Here is a 16,852-nt window from a genome sequence, read left to right as displayed (position 1 = left end):
TCGGGTTCGGCTGAGCGGGACCTGGCGGCCGGCGCGCGCCGGTCAGTGGGCCTTCGCGCTCGAATGCGAGGGCCCACTCACCGCCGCCGCGACCCCCAGCCCGATGTAGACGCAGCCCGCGACGATCTGCTGCCGCCGCACCACCTTCGGCTTGCGCAGCAGGCTCTGCGCGACCCCGCCGGCCAGCGCGGCGTAGCAGCAGTCGCTGACGAGCGTGATCGCGACGACGAGCGTGCCGAGAATGAGCATCTGCACGGCGACCGCGCCATGGCCCTGGTTCACGAACTGCGGCAGGAACGAGAAGATGAACAACGCAGCCTTCGGATTCAGCACGCCGACGACGAGCCCCTGACCGAAGAGCCGCGAGAGCGGCTGCGGCGCCGCCTCACCCGCCTCCGACGGAACCGACCGGTCCAGCAACCGCCGCACCCCGAGGTAGACGAGGTACGCGGCACCCGCGAAGCGGACGACGTCGTACGCGATCTCAGACGTGGTCAGCAGGGCCGACAACCCGAACGCCGCCGCGACCACCAACGCCAGGTTGCCGCACGCGACGCCCAGCCCCGAAGCCATCCCGGCCCGCCGACTCTGGTCCACACTCCGCGTCACGATGAACACCACCGCCGGTCCCGGCACCAGCGCGAAGACCACCGCCGCACCGGCAACGAGCACGAGCTGGGACAACGTCACCATCGGGGCCTCCCAAGCCGTTCGGGCGCGGTGAGCGATGCACCGGGCCGTTAGAGCGGCGATTATGCGCGGTTCGGGGGCGGAGGGGCTAGTGATTTTCCGCGGTGGCGGGCGCGGCACAGCCCGCATGTCAAAGCATTGGCGCCGACCGTATCAGCCTGCTTCAGCGAGGCGTACGCTCCAACTCCCCGATCCGAGCCACCACTGCCCCGCTCTTCGGGCATGCCCACACCGCCGCCTCGTCCACCACCGTCGCTCGCAGCGGGTGCGAGTTCGGGTGCTCGGGGCAGTGGGGCCAGACTGCCGCCACGCCTGCGGTCCACAGTGCCTCGACTGCCCATTCCTGGACTTGGTCGGCGAGGTTGGCCAGGCGGTCGCCGGTGGTGGCGCCGCGCGGGTGGGTCAGGCCTTGGCCGCTGCCGTCGGGGGCGTAGAGGACTGGTCCGTAGGCGGGGTCTATGCGTAGCTCGGGCTGTACCGCGCTCTGTGCTTGGAGGTCGCGGAGGACCGTTGCCAGTGCTGCCGCGAATTCTGGCTCGTTCACGTCCACGAGTGCGTCCACGTCCGCCACGCGGGGCTCCGATCGCGGTGCCGGCCGCCTCGTTTGCCGGAACGGCAACGCTGTTTGGCCGTGCGCCGCCGTCCGGCGCATGATCACAACCGTACCAGGAGCACCGGATCGCAGGAGACCTCATGACCAGCACACCGCACCACTCCCAACACCGCCTCGTCGCCGCTCCGGCGGGCCGCATCCACCTGGTCGAGCAGGGTGAAGGCCCGCTCGTCCTGCTCCTCCACGGCTTCCCAGAGGGCTGGTACTCCTGGCGCCGCCAGCTCCCCGCGCTGGCGCGCGCCGGGTACCGGGCCGTGGCCGTCGACGTGCGGGGCTACGGCCGGTCGTCGAAGCCCGGCGACGCGGCGGCGTACCGCATGGTCGAGCTCGTCGAGGACAACGTCGCCGTGGTCGAGGCGCTCGGCGAGAGCAGCGCGATCGTCGTCGGCCACGACTGGGGCGCGACCATCGCCGCGAACACGGCGCTGCTGCGGCCCGACGTCGTCCGAGCCGTCGCACTGCTCAGCGTCCCCTACGCCCCGCGCGGCGGACCGCGCCCCAGCGACGTGTTCGCGCAGATGGGCGGCGATGAAGAGTTCTACGTCAGCTACTTCCAGGAGCCGGGCCGCGCCGAGGCGGAGATCGAACCCGACGTGCACGGCTGGCTCGCGGGGTTCTATGCGGCGCTGTCCGCCGACACCATGCCCGGCCCGGACGCGCCCTCGCCGCACTTCGTCGCGCGAGCAGGCGGCCGGCTCCGCGACCGGTTCCCCGAAGGCCGCAGGCCCGCCTGGCTCACCGAAGCCGACCTGGACGCCCACGCCGCAGAGTTCGAACGGACCGGCCTGACTGGCGCTCTGAACCGCTACCGCGCGATGGACCGCGACTGGGAAGACCTCGCCGACCTCGACGGAGCACCGATCACGCAACCGTCCCTGTTCATCGGCGGCTCCCAGGACGCCTCGACCACCTGGCTGGCCGACGCCATCAAGGCCTTCCCGCACACGATGCCCGACCTCAGCGCCGCGCACATCCTCGACGGCGCCGGCCACTGGCTCCAGCAGGAACGCCCTGACGAAGTCAACCGGCTCCTGACCGACTGGCTCGCGAGCCTGGACAGCTGAACCAATCAGCGACGCGAACCGATAAGTCACCACGTCAGAGCTGCGAAGCACCCCCGTCCACCACAAGCTCAGCGCCGGTGGTGAAGGTGGCGTCGAAGGCTAGGAACGCAAAAGCCTTGGCGATCTCAGCCGGATCGCCAAACCGCCCCATCGGATTGGCGTCCCGCATCTGGGCCGCGGTCTGCTCGGCGGCCTCCTTCGGCATCACCTTCTCCAGAATCCCGGTCGCGATGGGCCCCGGGCTGATCGCGTTCACCCGGATCCCCCGGGGCAGCAGTTCACGCGCAAAGCTCCGGGTCATGGAACGCACCGCCGCCTTGCTCGCCGAGTAGGCACTGATCATCTCCAGCCCCTTGACGTTCGCGACCGACGTCGTCAACACAACGCTGCCGCCCTCCCGCAGTAGCGGCGCAAGCTTCTGCACAGTGAAATACGCCCCCTTGACGTTCGTCGCGAACACCTCGTCGTACACCGCTTCGGTCATCGCCTCGAACGGCATGAACCGAGTGATCCCGGCGTTCACGAACAGCGCATCGACCCCGCCGAACTCCGCCTCGGCCCGAGCCGCGAGCGCGTCGATGTCGTCCAGGTCGCCGACGTCGCCCCGCACCGCCACCGCGCCGTCGCCGAGCTGCGCACGCGCCACGGCGAGCGCCTCCGGGTCCCGGCCGGTGATCAGCACCCGCGCTCCCCCGTCGGCCAACAGCTTCGCCGTGACCAGGCCGAAGCCGCTGCTCCCGCCGGTGATCACCACGTTCTTCCGCAGATAGTCGTTCATGATTCGAGTCAAGGCCACGCCCGGTGTCGCGGTCCAAGACCTGGTCGGGATGGGGTCATACCGCAGCTGCATGACCCGACGTACGCTTGAGGAATGGATCTCGACCTCCGGCTGGTGCGGTACTTCACCGTCGTGGCCGAGCACGAGGGCTTCGGCCGTGCGGCAACCGCACTGCACGTGGCGCAACCGGCGCTGAGCCGGCAGATCCAGCGGCTGGAGCACCAGGTCGGCGCGCGCCTGTTCGACCGCACCCCGCAAGGCGCGAGCCTCACCGAAGCGGGTCAGGAGTTCCTGCCTTACGCACGAACCCTGCTGACCACAGCGGAGCGCGGCGCGCTGGCGGCCCGGTCCGCACCGGCGGGCAGGCTCGTCATCGGCCACGTCGGCGACCTGACCGTCACCCCGGCGGTGCGCGAACTGCGCCGGCTCCACCCCGACGCCCTCATCCGCACCCGGCACCTGGGCTGGAGAGAGCTGGACGCCCTGCCCGAGCACCGGGTGGACGCGCTCGTGACGAGGCTGCCGCTGCCGATGGCGCCGGACCGGCTTCGCATCACAGCCCTCTACGACGAGCCCCGCATGGCCGTCCTCCCCTCGACGCACCGGCTGGCCGGCAAAGACTCCATCACCCTCGACGACCTCGCCGACGAAGAACTCGTCGCCTGCGCCTACACCCCGACGATCTGGGGCACGCCCCGGCCCGGGCCGCCCGGGTCGGCGATCCCCGAAGGCCCCGGCGCCGAGGACGGCTTCGAGGACAAGCTGGAACTCGTCGCCGGCGGCCACTCCGTCGCGGTGCTACCGGCCGGCGAGCACCGCCGCGCCTCGCGCCCGGGTCTCGTGACGGTTCCACTCGACGGGATAGATCCGTGCCGGGTCGTCGCGGCCACCCGCGCCGAAGACGACGCCCCGCTGGCCGACGCCTTCCACCGCGCCATGGCCCAGGCGCTGGGCGTCAAGCCGCAATAGGCGGGGGCGCCAGCGGCTCTGACACGCCGGTCGCGAAGTAGCGCCTTTCGATCGCGTCGAGCGCGACCCGCACCGCGCCCAGCACCACCCACTCGGCGTCCAGGCTGGAGGCGACCACCGGCGGCACCCGGATGCAGTCCCGCTCCAGCTCGGCGGTGAGCCGGTCCAGGACCAGATCCGCCGAGCGCGAGATGCCGCCGCCGAAGACGACCAGCTCGGGGTCGAAGGTGAGCACGAGCGCCGCGATCCCGCCGGCCAGCGCGCGCACGAACCGCTCGGTGGCCACCAGTGCGGTCGGGTCGCCGGCGCGCGCCCGAGCGAACACGAGCTCTGCCATCTGCTCCAGCCGGACTTCTTCGTCCAGCCCCGGGTAGCCGAGCAGATGCGTCGGCGCCTCGGCCCATCCGGACGCCGGCAGCGCCCCGATCTCGCCGGCCGCGCCGGTGTGCCCGCGCAGCAGGCGCCCGCCGACGAACACGCCGTTGCCGGTGCGGAAGCCGGCGTGGATGTAGACCATGTCGTCGACGTCGCGGCCGGCCCCGCGCCAGCGTTCGGCCAGCGCCGCCGCGCGGCCGTCGTTCTCGGCGACGACCGGGCAGCCGACCGTGTCGGCGAAGGCGGCGGGGATGTCGATGCCGGTCCAGCCGGGCAGCGCGACGGACAGCGCGACGCGTCCTGAGTGCTCGATGACGCCGGTGCTGGCCACCCCGAGCTGGCTGAGCCGGCTCGGCTCCAGGCCGGCGGCGGCGCACGCCTCGGTCAGCGTGGCCTTGGCCGAACGCAGCCGGTCGGCGGCCGGGGTCGCGGGGCTCACCGTCAGCCGACTCCGGCCCCGCACCTCGCCGTCGAGGTCGGTGACCAGCGCGGTGATCGCGTGCGCCCCGATGTCAAGCCCTGCGACGTTGCCGGACTCGGCCCGGAACCGGAACACGCGCGCGGGCCGGCCGACGCCGTTGGGCTCGGCCGGCGCGACCGAGGCGACCCAGCCGATCTCGGTGAGCTCGTCGGCCAGGGTCTGCACGATCGGCCGGGACAGCCCCGTCTGCCGGGCCAGCGCCGTGAGCGGCTGCGCCCCGGTCCGGCGCAGCGCGTCCACCACGGACAGCAGCCGCAGCCGGCGCAGCAACACGGCGTCGGCGCCGTTGACACTCAGCTCAGTCATGTCTCATCTTCCACCCCGCGCCGTCCTGCCTCGCAACGCCTCGAATATTAACCGTGGCGAGAATAATAAACCACGGCCCAGGGGCTCGCGCCAGATGATTCGGCCGCCGTACAGCCTCGAATCTCAGGGATAAATCTGCCGATTCACCGCGAGTCAGGCGCTGAGCAGGCAGCTTTCCTGCCCGCTTCGGAGCGCAAGGGTTGACACGTCTCCCCGAGTTAGTAACACTCGCCGCAATATTAATCCCCCGCTCGACGCGATCAGGGTGATGAGACATGGGCATACGCACAGTGGTGGCAGCGTCGGCGGTGCTCGCGCTGGCCGCCTCGACGGCCGCTTGTTCGAGCAGCGCGAGCTCCTCCTCCGGCGGTGGCAAGGTTTCCCTCAGCTACGGGGTCTGGGACGCGACGCAGGTCCCGGCCATGCAGAAGATCATCGCAGCCTTCGAAGCACAGAACCCGACCATCACGGTCAGCATCCAGCAGACGCCGTGGGCGGACTACTGGACCAAGCTCCAGGCGGCCGCCTCCGGCGGTTCGGCGCCCGACGTCTTCTGGATGAACGGCCCGAACTTCCAGCTTTACGCCTCGAACAACGTCCTGAAGCCGCTCACCGACCTGCACTCGGACACCTCGGTGTACCCGTCGGCGCTGGCCAAGCTCTACCAGTACAAGAGCGTGCAGTACGGGCTTCCGAAGGACTTCGACACCGTCGGCCTCTGGTACAACAAGGCCATCTTCGACGCGGCTGGCGTCGCCTACCCCAGCGCCGCCTGGACCTGGGCTGATTTCCAAGCCGCGGCGAAAAAACTCACCGATCCGGGCAAGGGCGTCTACGGCGTCGGCGCCAACCTGGAGGGCCAGGAGAACTTCTACGACACGATCTACCAGGCCGGCGGCTACGTCATCTCCCCGGACGGCAAGAAGTCCGGCTACGCCGACCCGGCCACCATCGCCGGCCTGAAGTTCTGGACCGACCTGGTCGCGGCCAAGGAGTCGCCGAGCCTGAAGCAGATGACGGACACCGCGCCGCTGAACCTGTTCGAGTCCGGCAAGCTGGCCATGTACTGGGGCGGGTCCTGGGACGCGAAGGCGTTCGCCGCGAACGACACCACCAAGACCGGCGTCGACGTAGCCCCGCTGCCCGCCGGCGTGAAGAAGGCCACGATCATCCACGGCCTGGCCAACGTGGTGTTCGCGCACACCTCGCACCCGGCGCAGGCCGAGAAGTTCGCCGCGTTCCTCGGCTCGCAGCAGGCCGCGCAGATCGAGGCCGACACCGGCACCGTGATCCCGGCGTACAACGGCACGCAACAGAGCTGGGTCAAGGCCTATCCGCAGTACCACCTCCAGTCCTTCCTCGACCAGCTCCCCGACGCGGTCCCGTATCCGATCTCCAAGGACACCGCGGCCTGGAACACGCTGGAGACCAATGTGCTGACCAAGGCGTGGGACGGCAGCGAGCCGATCGACAAGGCCGCCACCGATCTCGCGCAGCAGATGGACGCGGCGCTGGCCAAGGAGGGCTCGTGACGGCGGCGGGCGCGGGAGCCCGGTCTCTCGCGCCCGCCGCGCCGGCCACCACCGCTCGCCGACGACGGCGCCACCGCGGCAAGGAGGCCGCCTGGGCCGCGTTCTTCCTGGCCCCCACCGCGCTCGGCCTCGGCGTGTTCTACCTGTGGCCGGTCCTGCAGACCTTCTACTACAGCTTCACCACCTGGGGCCCCTTCGGCGGCCACACCTTCACCGGCCTGGCCAACTACCGCGCGCTGCTGCACGACCCGGACCTGCGCTCGGCGTTCGTCAACACCCTGTGGTACTGCCTGCTCGGCCTGGCCGGCGTCCCGATCGCGCTGGTCCTGGCCGCGGTGCTGGCCCAGCCCGGCCGCCGCGGGGTCGGCTTCTACCGTGCGCTGCTGTTCCTGCCCGTGGTGACGATGCCGGTCGCGGTGGCGATCGTGTGGCGGTGGCTCTACGCCGGGGACTACGGGCTCGTCAACACCCTGCTGGGCAAGGTCGGGATCCACGGTCCGTACTGGATCAGCGACCAGCACACGGCGCTGATCGCGGTGGCCGTGGTCGGACTGTGGTCCGGCGTCGGGTACACGATGGTGATCCTGATGGCGGGCCTGGAATCCATCCCGCGTCAGTACTACGAGGCGGCGCAGATCGACGGCGCGGGCCCGGTCCGTCAGTTCTTCGCACTGACGCTGCCGCTGCTGAGCCCGAGCCTGTTCTTCGTGACCGTGCTGTCGGTGATCGGCACGCTGCAGACGTTCGACCTCGTCTACGTCCTGATCGGCCAGACCAACCCGGCGCTGCCGCAGACCAGGAGCGTGGTCTACCTCTTCTACCAGGACGCTTTCGTCGACAACAACCGCGGCTACGCGGCCGCGATCGCATTCGTCCTGTTGCTGGTGACCGTCGCGCTGACCGGCTTCCAGTTCCGGCTGCAGAAGCGGTGGGTGCACTATGCGTAGCCGTCGGGGATCGATCGGGGCGCACACGTTCCTGATCGCCGCGTCCGTCGCGATGGCCGGGCCGTTCCTGTGGGAGCTGCTGACCTCGTTCAAGACCCTGACCGAGGCCACGCGGGTGCCGCCGACGTGGCTGCCGCCGCACTGGCACGGCTCGAACTACCGCTCGGTGTTCGACACCGTGCCGTTCGGCGACATGCTGGTCAACAGCGTCATCAACACCCTGGCCCGGACCGCCGCGCAGGTGCTGTTCTGCTCGATGGCCGCGTACGCCTTCGCCCGGCTGCGCTTCCCGGGCCGCAGCCTGTTGTTCGGGCTGTTCCTGTCGATCCTGCTGGTGCCCAGCCAGCTGCTGGTCATCCCGCAGTACCAGATCATCCAGAGCCTGCACCTGCTGAACAGCCGCACGGCGCTGTTCCTGCCGGGCATGTTCAGCGCGTTCGGGACCTTCCTGCTGCGGCAGTTCTTCCTGGCGATGCCGGCCGAGCTGGAGGAGGCGGCGCGGCTCGACGGCGCCGGGCCCTTGCGGATCTATTGGAGCGTCATGCTGCCGCTGGCCCGGCCGGGGCTGATCGCGCTGGGGATCCTGACGATGATCTGGTCCTGGAACGACCTGCTGTGGCCGCTCGTGGTCAACACCGATCCGCACAAAATGCCGCTGTCGGCGGGCCTGGCCTCGTTGCAGGGCCAGTTCATGACGGACTACCCGGTGCTGATGGCCGGGGCGCTGATGGCCACCGTGCCGGTGATCGTCGTCTTCGTGGTGCTGCAACGCCGTGTGATCGAGGGCATCGCCCTGACCGGAACGAAGGGATGAGCATGTCGGAGCTGAGGATCGGCGTCGTGGGGGTGGGCCAGCGCGCCAAGCTGGCCACGCACGCGCAGCAGCCGGGGGTCGCGCGGGTGGTGGCGTGCGCGGATCCGAGCGCGCGCGGGCGGGCCCGGGCGCGGGAGCTGTTCGGGGACGACGTGGCGGTCTACGAGGACTGGCATGCGATGCCGGACGGCGAGCTGGACGCGGTGTTCGTACTCACGCCCGACGATCTGCACGCGGCGCCCGCGCTCCACTTCCTGGCGGCGGGCGTCGCGGTGTTCGTGGACAAGCCGATGGCGATCACGCTCGCCGACTGCGACGCGCTGCTGGCGACGGCGGCGCGGACCGGGACCCGGCTGTACATCGGGCACAACCTGCGGCATCTGCCGATGCTGCGGCGGATGCGGGAGCTGATCGAGGACGGCGCGGTCGGCGAGGTGAAGGCGGTGTGGTGCCGGCACTTCGTCGGGCACGGCGGGGACTACTACTTCAAGGACTGGCACGCCGAGCGCGCTCACACGACGAGCTTGTTGCTGCAGAAGGGCGCGCACGATCTCGACGTCATCCACTGGCTGGCGGGGGGCTACTCGCGGCGGGTCGTGGCGTTGGGCGGGCTGACGGTTTACGGCGCCAATCCGCATCGGCGATCTGCCGGGGCCGAGAGCTCTGATTCGCTGATGGGCGACTGGTTCGACGTCGGTGCCTGGCCGCCATCAGAGCTGCGCGACCTCAACCCGGTCGTCGACGTCGAAGACCTGTCGCAGATGCTCACGCGGCTCGACAACGGGGTGTTCACCAGCTACCAGCAGTGCCACTACTCCCCCGACTACTGGCGCAACTACACGGTCATCGGCGACGCCGGACGGCTGGAGAACTTCGGCGACGGCATCGACGGCGACCAGGCGGAGATCCGCGTCTGGAACCAGAAGCGCTCCGGCTACCGGAGCGACGCCGACCTGGTCCTCCCGATCACCGGGGCCGAGGCCGAGGGGCTGCACGGCGGCGCGGACAGCGCGTTGGTCGCGGAGTTCCTGCGCTTCGTCGCGGTCGGCGGGCCGACGCAGACCTCGCCGGTCGCGGCGCGCGAGGCGGTGGCCGCGGGGGTCGCCGCGACCGAGTCGCTGCGCTGCGGCGGCGTGCCGGTCGCGGTGGCCGCGCCTGATGCGGCGGTCATCGCGCATTTCGCAGATTCCGCTGGGCACCACCGCCGGGTTCCTTTGACCCCGGCGTCCTCCTTGTAAGTCCTGCAAGTCCTGTAAGTCCACTGTGTGGAAGGAGAGCACCATGCACCTGTCCCGCCCCCGACTACTGGTCGGGATCGCAGCGCTCGCGCTGGCGGTCCTCGGCCTGGCACCCCCGGCGACGGCCGCGCGCGCGAACACCGCGACCGTGCAGCACGTCGGCGTTCCGGCGTACTTCGGGCCCAGCAGCAGCTACTGGACTCAGCTGGAGCAGAGCAACCCGGCCGTCGGCATCGCGATCGCCAACCCGAACAACGGCCCCGGCTCCGGCTTCGACCAGGGCTACGCCGACGCCGTCCAGGCAGCCACGTCCTCCGGCGCCCAGGTGATCGGGTACGTCGACACCGGGTACTTCGGGACCACCGGACGTACCACGCGTGACGGCCAGACCAGCACCGCGGCGTGGACCGCGCAGGCCGAGGCCGACGTCGACAACTGGTACAGCTGGTACGGGAGCTACGGCCTGGCCGGGATCTTCTTCGACGACGCGCTGAACGACTGCGGCACGAACAACGCGCACGTCGCGCTGTATCAGGCCGTCGGGGACTACGTGAAGCAGAACCACCCCGGGGCACTCACCGCCGACAACCCCGGCACGGCCGCGGACCAGTGCTACGCCTCCGCGGCGGACGTATTGGTGATGTTCGAGGGCTCGTACGCCTCGTACACGGGCTGGACGCCGCCGGCGTGGGAGCTGAACTCCGACAACCCGGACCAGTTCTGGCACCTCGTCTACGACACGCCGACGCAGGCCGACATGGAGAACGCGGTCAGCCTGAGCAAGCAGCGCAACGCCGGGTACCTGTACGTCACGAACGACAACCTGCCCAACCCCTGGGACACGCTGCCGCCGGGGGCGTATTGGAACGACGAACTGGCGCAGGCCGCTGCTCCGGGCGGGGGTGGCGGGGGCTCCTCGTGCGCGCCGGTCGCCGGGTCGGGCGACATCACGAACTTCTCGGCGTGTGTAAGCGGCAGCAACGAGGTCTTCCGGGCCACGTTCAACGCGGCGACGAGCTTCCACCACGTCTTCATCGACAGTGACGACAACCAGAGTACCGGGTTCCAGCTGCCGTCGCCGTCCTCGACGCCGCTGGGCGCGGACTACATGATCGAGAACAACACCCTGTATCGGAGCCTGTCCTCCGGCTGGAACTGGACGCCGGTGAGCGGCGTGAGCCCGGCCATGACGCAGAACGGGAACGTCTACACGTGGACCGTCCCGCTGAGCGCGCTGGGGAGTTCGGCGGCGACTCAGCGGGCGGTGTTCAACGGGAACTCGTTCTATACCGCGCCGATCACCTTCAGCCGGGGCTGAGGTCGGCCGAGCGCCTGAGCGGGGCCGCGTAGGCGGTGGCCTCGTCCCACGTGGGCTGAGCCGCGGTACCGCCGACGGCCTGGGTGGACAGGGCGCCGCAGGCGCAGCCGACGGCGAGGGCCCGGTCCAGGTCCTCGCCGTTCAGCAGGGCGGCGAGGACGCCGGCGTCGAAGCTGTCGCCCGCGCCGACGGTGTCGACAGGGTCGAGCGGCTTTGCTTGCACGGTATGCGTTTCCGCGCTGCGGCGGGCCGTCGCGCCATCACGGCCGCGTTTGACGACCGGGGTGACACCGGCTTCGACGAAGGCCGCCATCGCCTGATCGACGGTCGCGGCGCCGGTCAGGGCCAGCGCCTCGGCCTCGTTGGGCAGGATGTAGTCGCAGGCTTCGAGCAATCCGGGCGCCAGGCGCCAGGTACCGGCCGGGTCGTGGTTGGTGTCGAGGGAGCAGGTGGCGCGCGCCGCACGGAACAGGTCGGGCAGCCGCACCGCCAAGCTCGGCTGCAGGAAGTAGGACGCGGCATGGACGTGCCGGGCCTCGGGCAGCGCGCGCGGATCGAACGCGGCGAGGCAGCCAGCGGCGGTGAGGATGGCCCGGTCACCGCCGGGTCCACCGAGGCAGACGGTCAGGGCGGTGGGCAGCTCGGCATGGCGCGTGACGGCACCGATGTCGACGCCGGCGGAGGTGAGCGTGTCGAGGACGAAGTCGCCGGCGGCATCGCGCCCGACCACCGCCGCCAGCGCGGTAGAAATGCCGAGCCGCGCGGCACCATGCGCGACGATCGCCGCCGACCCTCCAAGCGCCAGGACACCGGAGTCGACCAGAGTCTCGGCCTGGCCGTAGGGCGGGACCGGCGGGACACCGGAGAGCAGCACGTCGGGGTTCGCGTCGCCGACGACGAGGAGGTCGAAGGTCATGTCAGCGCCGCCAAACCACGCCCACCAATCCTCCGCGCAGCAGCCGGGCCCGCGCCGCTCGCCGCGAGGCCCCGGCCGAAGCCGCCTGTCGCAAGACTCTGCCCGAACCCACGCTCACCAACGCCCACCGCTGCTCGCCCGCACTCCCACGCACCGCGCGCCACAGCCGGGCCCGCGCCACTCGCCGCGACGCCCCGGCCGAAGCCGCCTGTCGCAAGACTCTGCCCGAACCCACGCTCACCAGCACCCACCGCTGCTCGCCCGCACTCCCACGCACCGCGCGCCACAGCCGGGCCCGCGCCACTCACCGCGACGCCCCGGCCAAAGCCGCCTGTCGCAGCCCTCTGCCCGAACCCGCCCCGCACAACCACGCGGCCCAAACCACATGCCGCAGCCGCAGCCGCTCGCCCGAAGCCGCCCACCGCAGCCTTTTGCTCGAACCCACTCTGATCGGCGCGCGAACCGACGCCTCGACCGGACCGGCGCCTCCCGCCCCCGCTCACCGACCACCCCGGGCAGCCAGCGGCGCGCGCCGCAGCGGCTCCGGCAGCGCATCGCCGTGGGCCTCGACCATCGCGTCGCACAGGGCCCAGATCTGCTCGACCGTCAGCGCCGCTGCCGTGGCCGGGTCCGCCATCGCGGCGTGGCGGATGTGGCGGGGGTCGCCCTCGACCGCTGCGGCGACGACCAGGTCGACCACGTTCAGGAAGTGGCGGTTCGGCGCCGCCAGCTGCACTGGCAGCGCTCCGACGTGGTGCGGGTGCACGCCGAGGCGGTCCAGGGTCGCCGGGACCTCCACCGCCGCGCCGGGGGGCAGGTTGCTGATCAGGCCGGTGTTGGGGGTGTTCACCTGGATCGTGCGGGGGGTGCCGGTGACCAGGCTGTGGATCACCTGCGGGGCGTACTCCGCCGCGTCGCTCTCCCAGCCGCCGGCCAGGTCGGCGCCGTCGGCGACCGCCTTGCGGAGTGCCTGGTACTCGGCGAGGTTCTCCGCGTTGATGGTCATGTAGTCGCCGACCGGGATGCGGAGGCGGGCGATCTCGCTGTCGTGGCCGAGGTACCAGGGCACGTACTCGGAGCTGTGCTCGCTGGTCTCCGTCGGGTAGTAGCCCAGCCGCCGGTACATGTCGACGCGGACGCGCCGGGCCAGGTCCGGTCGGGCCGCGATGGCCGCGTCCAGTTCCGGGTAGAGGTCGCGGCCCCGGTGCTGCCAGCGCAGGATCCAGGCCTGGTGGTTGACGCCCGCCGACAGGACGTCGACCTCCTCGTCCGGGACGCCGATGATCTCGCAGAGCCCGCGCACCGTCCAGTACACCGAGTGGCACAGCCCGACGGCCTTCAGCCGGGGCGCGACCGTGCTCAGGTACTGGATGTTCATGGCCATCGGGTTGGTGTAGTTCAGCAGCCAGGCGTCCGGGCACACCTCGGCCATGTCGTCAGCCAGCGCTTTCAGCACCGGGAAGGTCCGCAGGGCGCGGAAGATGCCCCCGACGCCCAACGTGTCGCCGATGGTCTGCCGCAGGCCGGCGGCGGCCGGGACCTCGAAGTCGGTGACCACGGCCCGGTGGCCGCCGACCGCGATCATGTTGACCACGGCGTCGGCGCCGTCCAGGGCCTTGCGGCGGTCGGTGGTGGCGGTGACGGTCACCTCGGCGCCGAGCGTGCGCACGGCGTGGTCGGCGAGCGCGGCGGCGACCTGCAGCCGCTCGGGGTCGATGTCGTGCAGCGCGATGGTCACGCCGGACAGCTCGGGATAGGACAGGATGTCGTGCAGCAGCTGGCGGGTGAAGACCACCGAGCCGGCGCCGATGAAGACTATGCGGAACACGCGGGATTCTCTTTCGAAATCGAGATCGGGATCAGGCGGAGGAAGCAGACGAAGCAGCAGAAGCACTGTGCGGACGAAGAATCACCGACCGCGTCAGATGCCGCGGCGCATCCGGGTTCAGCCCACGCCGCGCGGCCAGCTCCAACGCCAGGCGCTGGGCCACGATCAGCGACGCCAGCGGGTCAAGGTCCTGCCGGACCCACATCCCGCCGGTGGCCCCGACCTGCTCGGCCAGCCCCTCGGGGGCCTCGCCGAACATCCACACCGCCGACTGCTCGTCGGTGATGGCGATCGGACCGTGCCGGTAGTCCATGGCCGGATACGACTCCGACCACGCCAGCGCCGCCTCGCGCATCTTCAGCGCGGCCTCGGCGGCCAAGCCGGTCGTCCAGCCCGCGCCCAGGAACGTGAACTGCGTGCGGTCGGCGATGCCCGAGGGCAGCGGCGACCCGACCGCGGTCTGCGCGTCGGCGATCGCGCCCGACACGTCTTCGCCGAGGTGCGCGCGCAGCAACAGCAGCGTCGTGGTGGCGAAGCGCGTCTGCACCACCGACCGCTCGTCGGCGAAGTCCAGCACGACGACGCTGCCGGCCAGCGCCGGAGCCGGGGAGTCGGCCACGCCGGTGATGAGCGTGGTCGGCGCGGTGGCGGCGGCCAGCACGTCCAGGATCTCGGTCGTGGTCCCGGACCGGCTCAGCGCCAGCACCCGGTCGTAGCTGCGGCCGGCCGGCAGTTCGGAGGCGGTGAAGGCGTCGGTCTCCCCGGCGCCGGAGGCCTCGCGCAGACCGGCGTAGGCCTGCGCCATGAACCAGGACGTCCCGCAGCCGACGACGGCCACCCGCTCGCCGGGCTGCGGCAGGCCGTCCGCCGAGGCAGCCAGGTCGGCGGCGCGCTGCCAGCTCTGCGGCTGGTCGGTGAGCTCGGCGGCGACGAAAGAAGGCAGAGAAGGCAAGGAAGGCATGGTGCTCCGTTCAGGCAACGTGTTCAAGCAGGTTGTTCGGCAAGCTGATAGGAGAGTTCTTCGGAACCGGGAAACCGCCGGCGCCCGCCTCAGCCCTTGAGCCCGGACATGCTCATCGTCTGGACGAACTGCCGCTGCGCGACGAGGAATCCGAGGATCAGCGGCGCCGTGGCCACGACGTTGCAGGCCATCAGCTCCTGCCAGTCGATGTGGTGCGCGCCCTGGAAGTTGATCAGCCCGAGCTGGATGGTGAACTTCGACGGGTCGTTGATCGCGATCAGCGGCCAGAGCAGGTCGTTCCAGGAGTTGAGCAGCGTGAACACGGCCAGCGTGGCCAGCGCCGGCCGGGCCAGCGGCAGCACGATGCGGAAGAACACGCCGAAGGTGGTCAGGCCGTCGATCCGGCCGGCCTCCTCCAGGTCCTTGGGCAGCGACAGGAAGAACTGCCGCATCAGGAACACACCGAAGGCCGAGGTCAGGAACGGCACGAAGGCCGCGCCGAGGGTGTCGATGAGCCCCAGGTGGGTGAACATGAAGTAGGTGGGGATCATCAGCATCTGGGTCGGGATCATGATCGTGGCGACCAGTGTCACGAACGCCACGGTCCGCCCCCGGAACGACAGCCGCGCGTAGGCGTAGCCGCCGAGGGAGCACAGGATCAGGTGGCTGACGATCGCGATGCCGGAGACGATCGCGGAGTTCAGCATCCAGCGCCCGACCGGGGCGTCCCGGAAGAGCCGCACGTAGCCGCTGATGTGCAGGGCCGAGGGGATGAACCGCGGCGGGAACCGGTTGATGTCCGCGTTCGAGGTGAACGAGGCCAGCACCATCTGCAGCAGCGGGAGCAGGAACAGCAGGGACAACGGCATCAGGAACAGGTGCCAGCGGCTGGCTCTGCTGATTGTGTGGGTCAGGCGGCTCATCAGAAGGCCTCGATCTTGCTGCGCCGGGCGTACGCGAACAGCCCGAGGGTGATCACCAGGGTGGCGCCGAACAGCGTGTAGGCGACGGCGGATCCGTAGCCGTAGCGCGACAGGTTGAACGCCTGGTTGTAGACGAAGTACACGACGGTCTGGCTCGCTCCCAGCGGTCCGCCGTGCGTGGTGGTCAGGACCAGCTCGAAGATCTGGAGCACCGAGATCGTCTCCCAAACTCCGACGAACACGGTGACCGGGGCCAGGCTCGGCAGGATTACGTGCCGGAACTGCTGCCAGCGGTTGGCGCCGTCCATGCGCGCCGCCTCCAGGCAGTCGGTCGGGATGTCCTGGAGCGCGGCGAGGTAGACGATGACGGAGAACGCCAGGTCCGTCCACAGGTAGATCAGGGCTATGACCCACATGACCTCGTGCCGGTCGGCCAGGAAGCCCTGCTGCGGCAGGTGCAGCACCCGCAGCAGGTTGTTGGCCAGGCCGAACTGCTGGTCGAACACGAAGTTGGCGAGGATGCCGGTGGCCGCCGCGGAGACGACCAGCGGCACGAACAGCGCGGTCCGGTAGAAGGAGATGAAGCGGATCTTCCGGTTCAGCGCGATCGCCAGGAACATGCCGAGGACCAGTACCACCGGCACATACAGGACGGTGAACAGCACGGTGTGGTTCACCGCGGACCGGAAGTCCGAGTCCTGCAGCATCAGGCGGTAGTTGTCCCAGCCGATCTGACGGGCCGGGGTGATGCCGTTCCAGTGCTCCCGGGAGATCAGGAACGCCCAGGCGGCCGGGAACAGGGTGAGGCCCAGGATGATCAGGGTGGCCGGCGCGGCGAAGGACCAGCCGGTGAGGTTCGCGACGACGCGGCGGCGCCGGGCGGTCCACTTCGGCTTCTCCCGGCCGGGGCCGAAAGCCCCGCCGAGGTCGTCGGCCGCGAAGCCGGCGCCGGAGCGGGCGTCGGGGCGGGCGTCGGGGCGGGCGTCGGAGCCGGCAGTGAGCGCCGCACCCGACCCCGCTGCGGCGTGCCGGCGCCGGACCCCGCCGCCCCCGGCCTTCTCATGATCCGATATCAGGATTCCGTGTTTCATCGCACCCG

The 16,852-nt window shown here is 70.6% G+C and carries 16 protein-coding genes; 7 read left to right on the top strand and 9 right to left on the bottom strand.

What is annotated here, in order from left to right:
• Window positions 1–42 precede the first annotated feature (42 nt).
• Window positions 43–693 (bottom strand): LysE family translocator, encoded by a 651-nt coding sequence (locus ABH935_RS36245; protein ID WP_370382489.1) that lies wholly within the window; start codon window positions 691–693, stop codon window positions 43–45.
• 160 nt (window positions 694–853) lie between these two features.
• Window positions 854–1,261 (bottom strand): hypothetical protein, encoded by a 408-nt coding sequence (locus tag ABH935_RS36240; RefSeq protein WP_370382488.1) that lies wholly within the window; start codon window positions 1,259–1,261, stop codon window positions 854–856.
• A gap of 122 nt (window positions 1,262–1,383) precedes the next feature.
• On the opposite strand from ABH935_RS36240, the gene ABH935_RS36235 reads away from it, so the two are divergent.
• On the top strand, window positions 1,384–2,367 hold the full coding sequence (locus ABH935_RS36235; protein ID WP_370382487.1) for an alpha/beta fold hydrolase: 984 nt from the start codon (window positions 1,384–1,386) through the stop codon (window positions 2,365–2,367).
• 34 nt (window positions 2,368–2,401) lie between these two features.
• Here the strand turns inward: ABH935_RS36235 and ABH935_RS36230 are convergent, their stop codons facing one another.
• Window positions 2,402–3,145 (bottom strand): glucose 1-dehydrogenase, encoded by a 744-nt coding sequence (locus ABH935_RS36230; protein ID WP_370382486.1) that lies wholly within the window; start codon window positions 3,143–3,145, stop codon window positions 2,402–2,404.
• Between the two features lie 93 nt (window positions 3,146–3,238).
• On the opposite strand from ABH935_RS36230, the gene ABH935_RS36225 reads away from it, so the two are divergent.
• Window positions 3,239–4,114 carry a LysR family transcriptional regulator gene (locus ABH935_RS36225; RefSeq protein ID WP_370382485.1) on the top strand — a complete coding sequence of 292 codons (876 nt, stop codon included), beginning with the start codon at window positions 3,239–3,241 and terminating at the stop codon, window positions 4,112–4,114.
• On the opposite strand, the gene ABH935_RS36220 is transcribed toward ABH935_RS36225, so the two are convergent.
• Window positions 4,101–5,276 carry an ROK family protein gene (locus ABH935_RS36220; RefSeq protein WP_370382484.1) on the bottom strand — a complete coding sequence of 392 codons (1,176 nt, stop codon included), beginning with the start codon at window positions 5,274–5,276 and terminating at the stop codon, window positions 4,101–4,103. The genes ABH935_RS36225 and ABH935_RS36220 overlap by 14 nt on opposite strands.
• Before the next feature lie 275 nt (window positions 5,277–5,551).
• Here ABH935_RS36220 and ABH935_RS36215 point away from each other — a divergent pair, with 275 nt between their 5' ends.
• The 5 genes from ABH935_RS36215 to ABH935_RS36195 are packed head-to-tail and all read left to right on the top strand — an operon-like array spanning window position 5,552 to window position 11,125.
• Window positions 5,552–6,808: a sugar ABC transporter substrate-binding protein gene (locus ABH935_RS36215; RefSeq protein ID WP_370382483.1), complete on the top strand. Its 1,257-nt coding sequence runs from the start codon at window positions 5,552–5,554 to the stop codon at window positions 6,806–6,808.
• The gene (locus ABH935_RS36210; protein WP_370382482.1) at window positions 6,805–7,755 is read left to right on the top strand and encodes a carbohydrate ABC transporter permease; all 951 of its coding nucleotides are present in this window, start codon (window positions 6,805–6,807) and stop codon (window positions 7,753–7,755) included. The genes ABH935_RS36215 and ABH935_RS36210 overlap by 4 nt, the downstream gene beginning before the upstream one ends.
• Complete coding sequence (locus tag ABH935_RS36205; protein WP_370382481.1) at window positions 7,748–8,569, top strand: carbohydrate ABC transporter permease; 822 nt, start codon at window positions 7,748–7,750, stop codon at window positions 8,567–8,569. Before ABH935_RS36210 ends, ABH935_RS36205 begins: the two co-directional genes overlap by 8 nt.
• Before the next feature lie 2 nt (window positions 8,570–8,571).
• Window positions 8,572–9,807 (top strand): Gfo/Idh/MocA family protein, encoded by a 1,236-nt coding sequence (locus ABH935_RS36200; RefSeq protein WP_370382480.1) that lies wholly within the window; start codon window positions 8,572–8,574, stop codon window positions 9,805–9,807.
• Window positions 9,808–9,850: 43 nt separating this feature from the next.
• On the top strand, window positions 9,851–11,125 hold the full coding sequence (locus ABH935_RS36195; RefSeq protein WP_370382479.1) for a spherulation-specific family 4 protein: 1,275 nt from the start codon (window positions 9,851–9,853) through the stop codon (window positions 11,123–11,125).
• Here ABH935_RS36195 and ABH935_RS36190 read toward each other — a convergent pair.
• The 5 genes from ABH935_RS36190 to ABH935_RS36170 form a co-directional block, all read right to left on the bottom strand.
• Window positions 11,112–12,041 carry a carbohydrate kinase family protein gene (locus ABH935_RS36190; protein WP_370382478.1) on the bottom strand — a complete coding sequence of 310 codons (930 nt, stop codon included), beginning with the start codon at window positions 12,039–12,041 and terminating at the stop codon, window positions 11,112–11,114. The genes ABH935_RS36195 and ABH935_RS36190 overlap by 14 nt on opposite strands.
• A gap of 499 nt (window positions 12,042–12,540) precedes the next feature.
• Window positions 12,541–13,869, bottom strand: a complete 1,329-nt coding sequence (locus tag ABH935_RS36185) for an alpha-glucosidase/alpha-galactosidase (protein WP_370382477.1) — start codon at window positions 13,867–13,869, stop codon at window positions 12,541–12,543.
• 31 nt (window positions 13,870–13,900) lie between these two features.
• Window positions 13,901–14,812, bottom strand: coding sequence for an SIS domain-containing protein (locus ABH935_RS36180; RefSeq protein WP_370382584.1), 912 nt, complete (start codon window positions 14,810–14,812; stop codon window positions 13,901–13,903).
• Window positions 14,813–14,919: 107 nt separating this feature from the next.
• A complete protein-coding gene (locus ABH935_RS36175; RefSeq protein ID WP_370382476.1) occupies window positions 14,920–15,753 on the bottom strand; it encodes a carbohydrate ABC transporter permease in 834 nt (277 codons plus the stop codon).
• Window positions 15,753–16,844, bottom strand: a complete 1,092-nt coding sequence (locus ABH935_RS36170; protein ID WP_370382475.1) for a carbohydrate ABC transporter permease — start codon at window positions 16,842–16,844, stop codon at window positions 15,753–15,755. Before ABH935_RS36170 ends, ABH935_RS36175 begins: the two co-directional genes overlap by 1 nt.
• Between the last annotated feature and the right edge of the window lie 8 nt (window positions 16,845–16,852).

Origin of the sequence: Catenulispora sp. GAS73 (genome assembly GCF_041262085.1) — a bacterium.
Taxonomy (GTDB): Bacteria; Actinomycetota; Actinomycetes; order Streptomycetales; family Catenulisporaceae; genus Catenulispora.
This window is presented reverse-complemented; position numbering and strand designations above follow the sequence as displayed.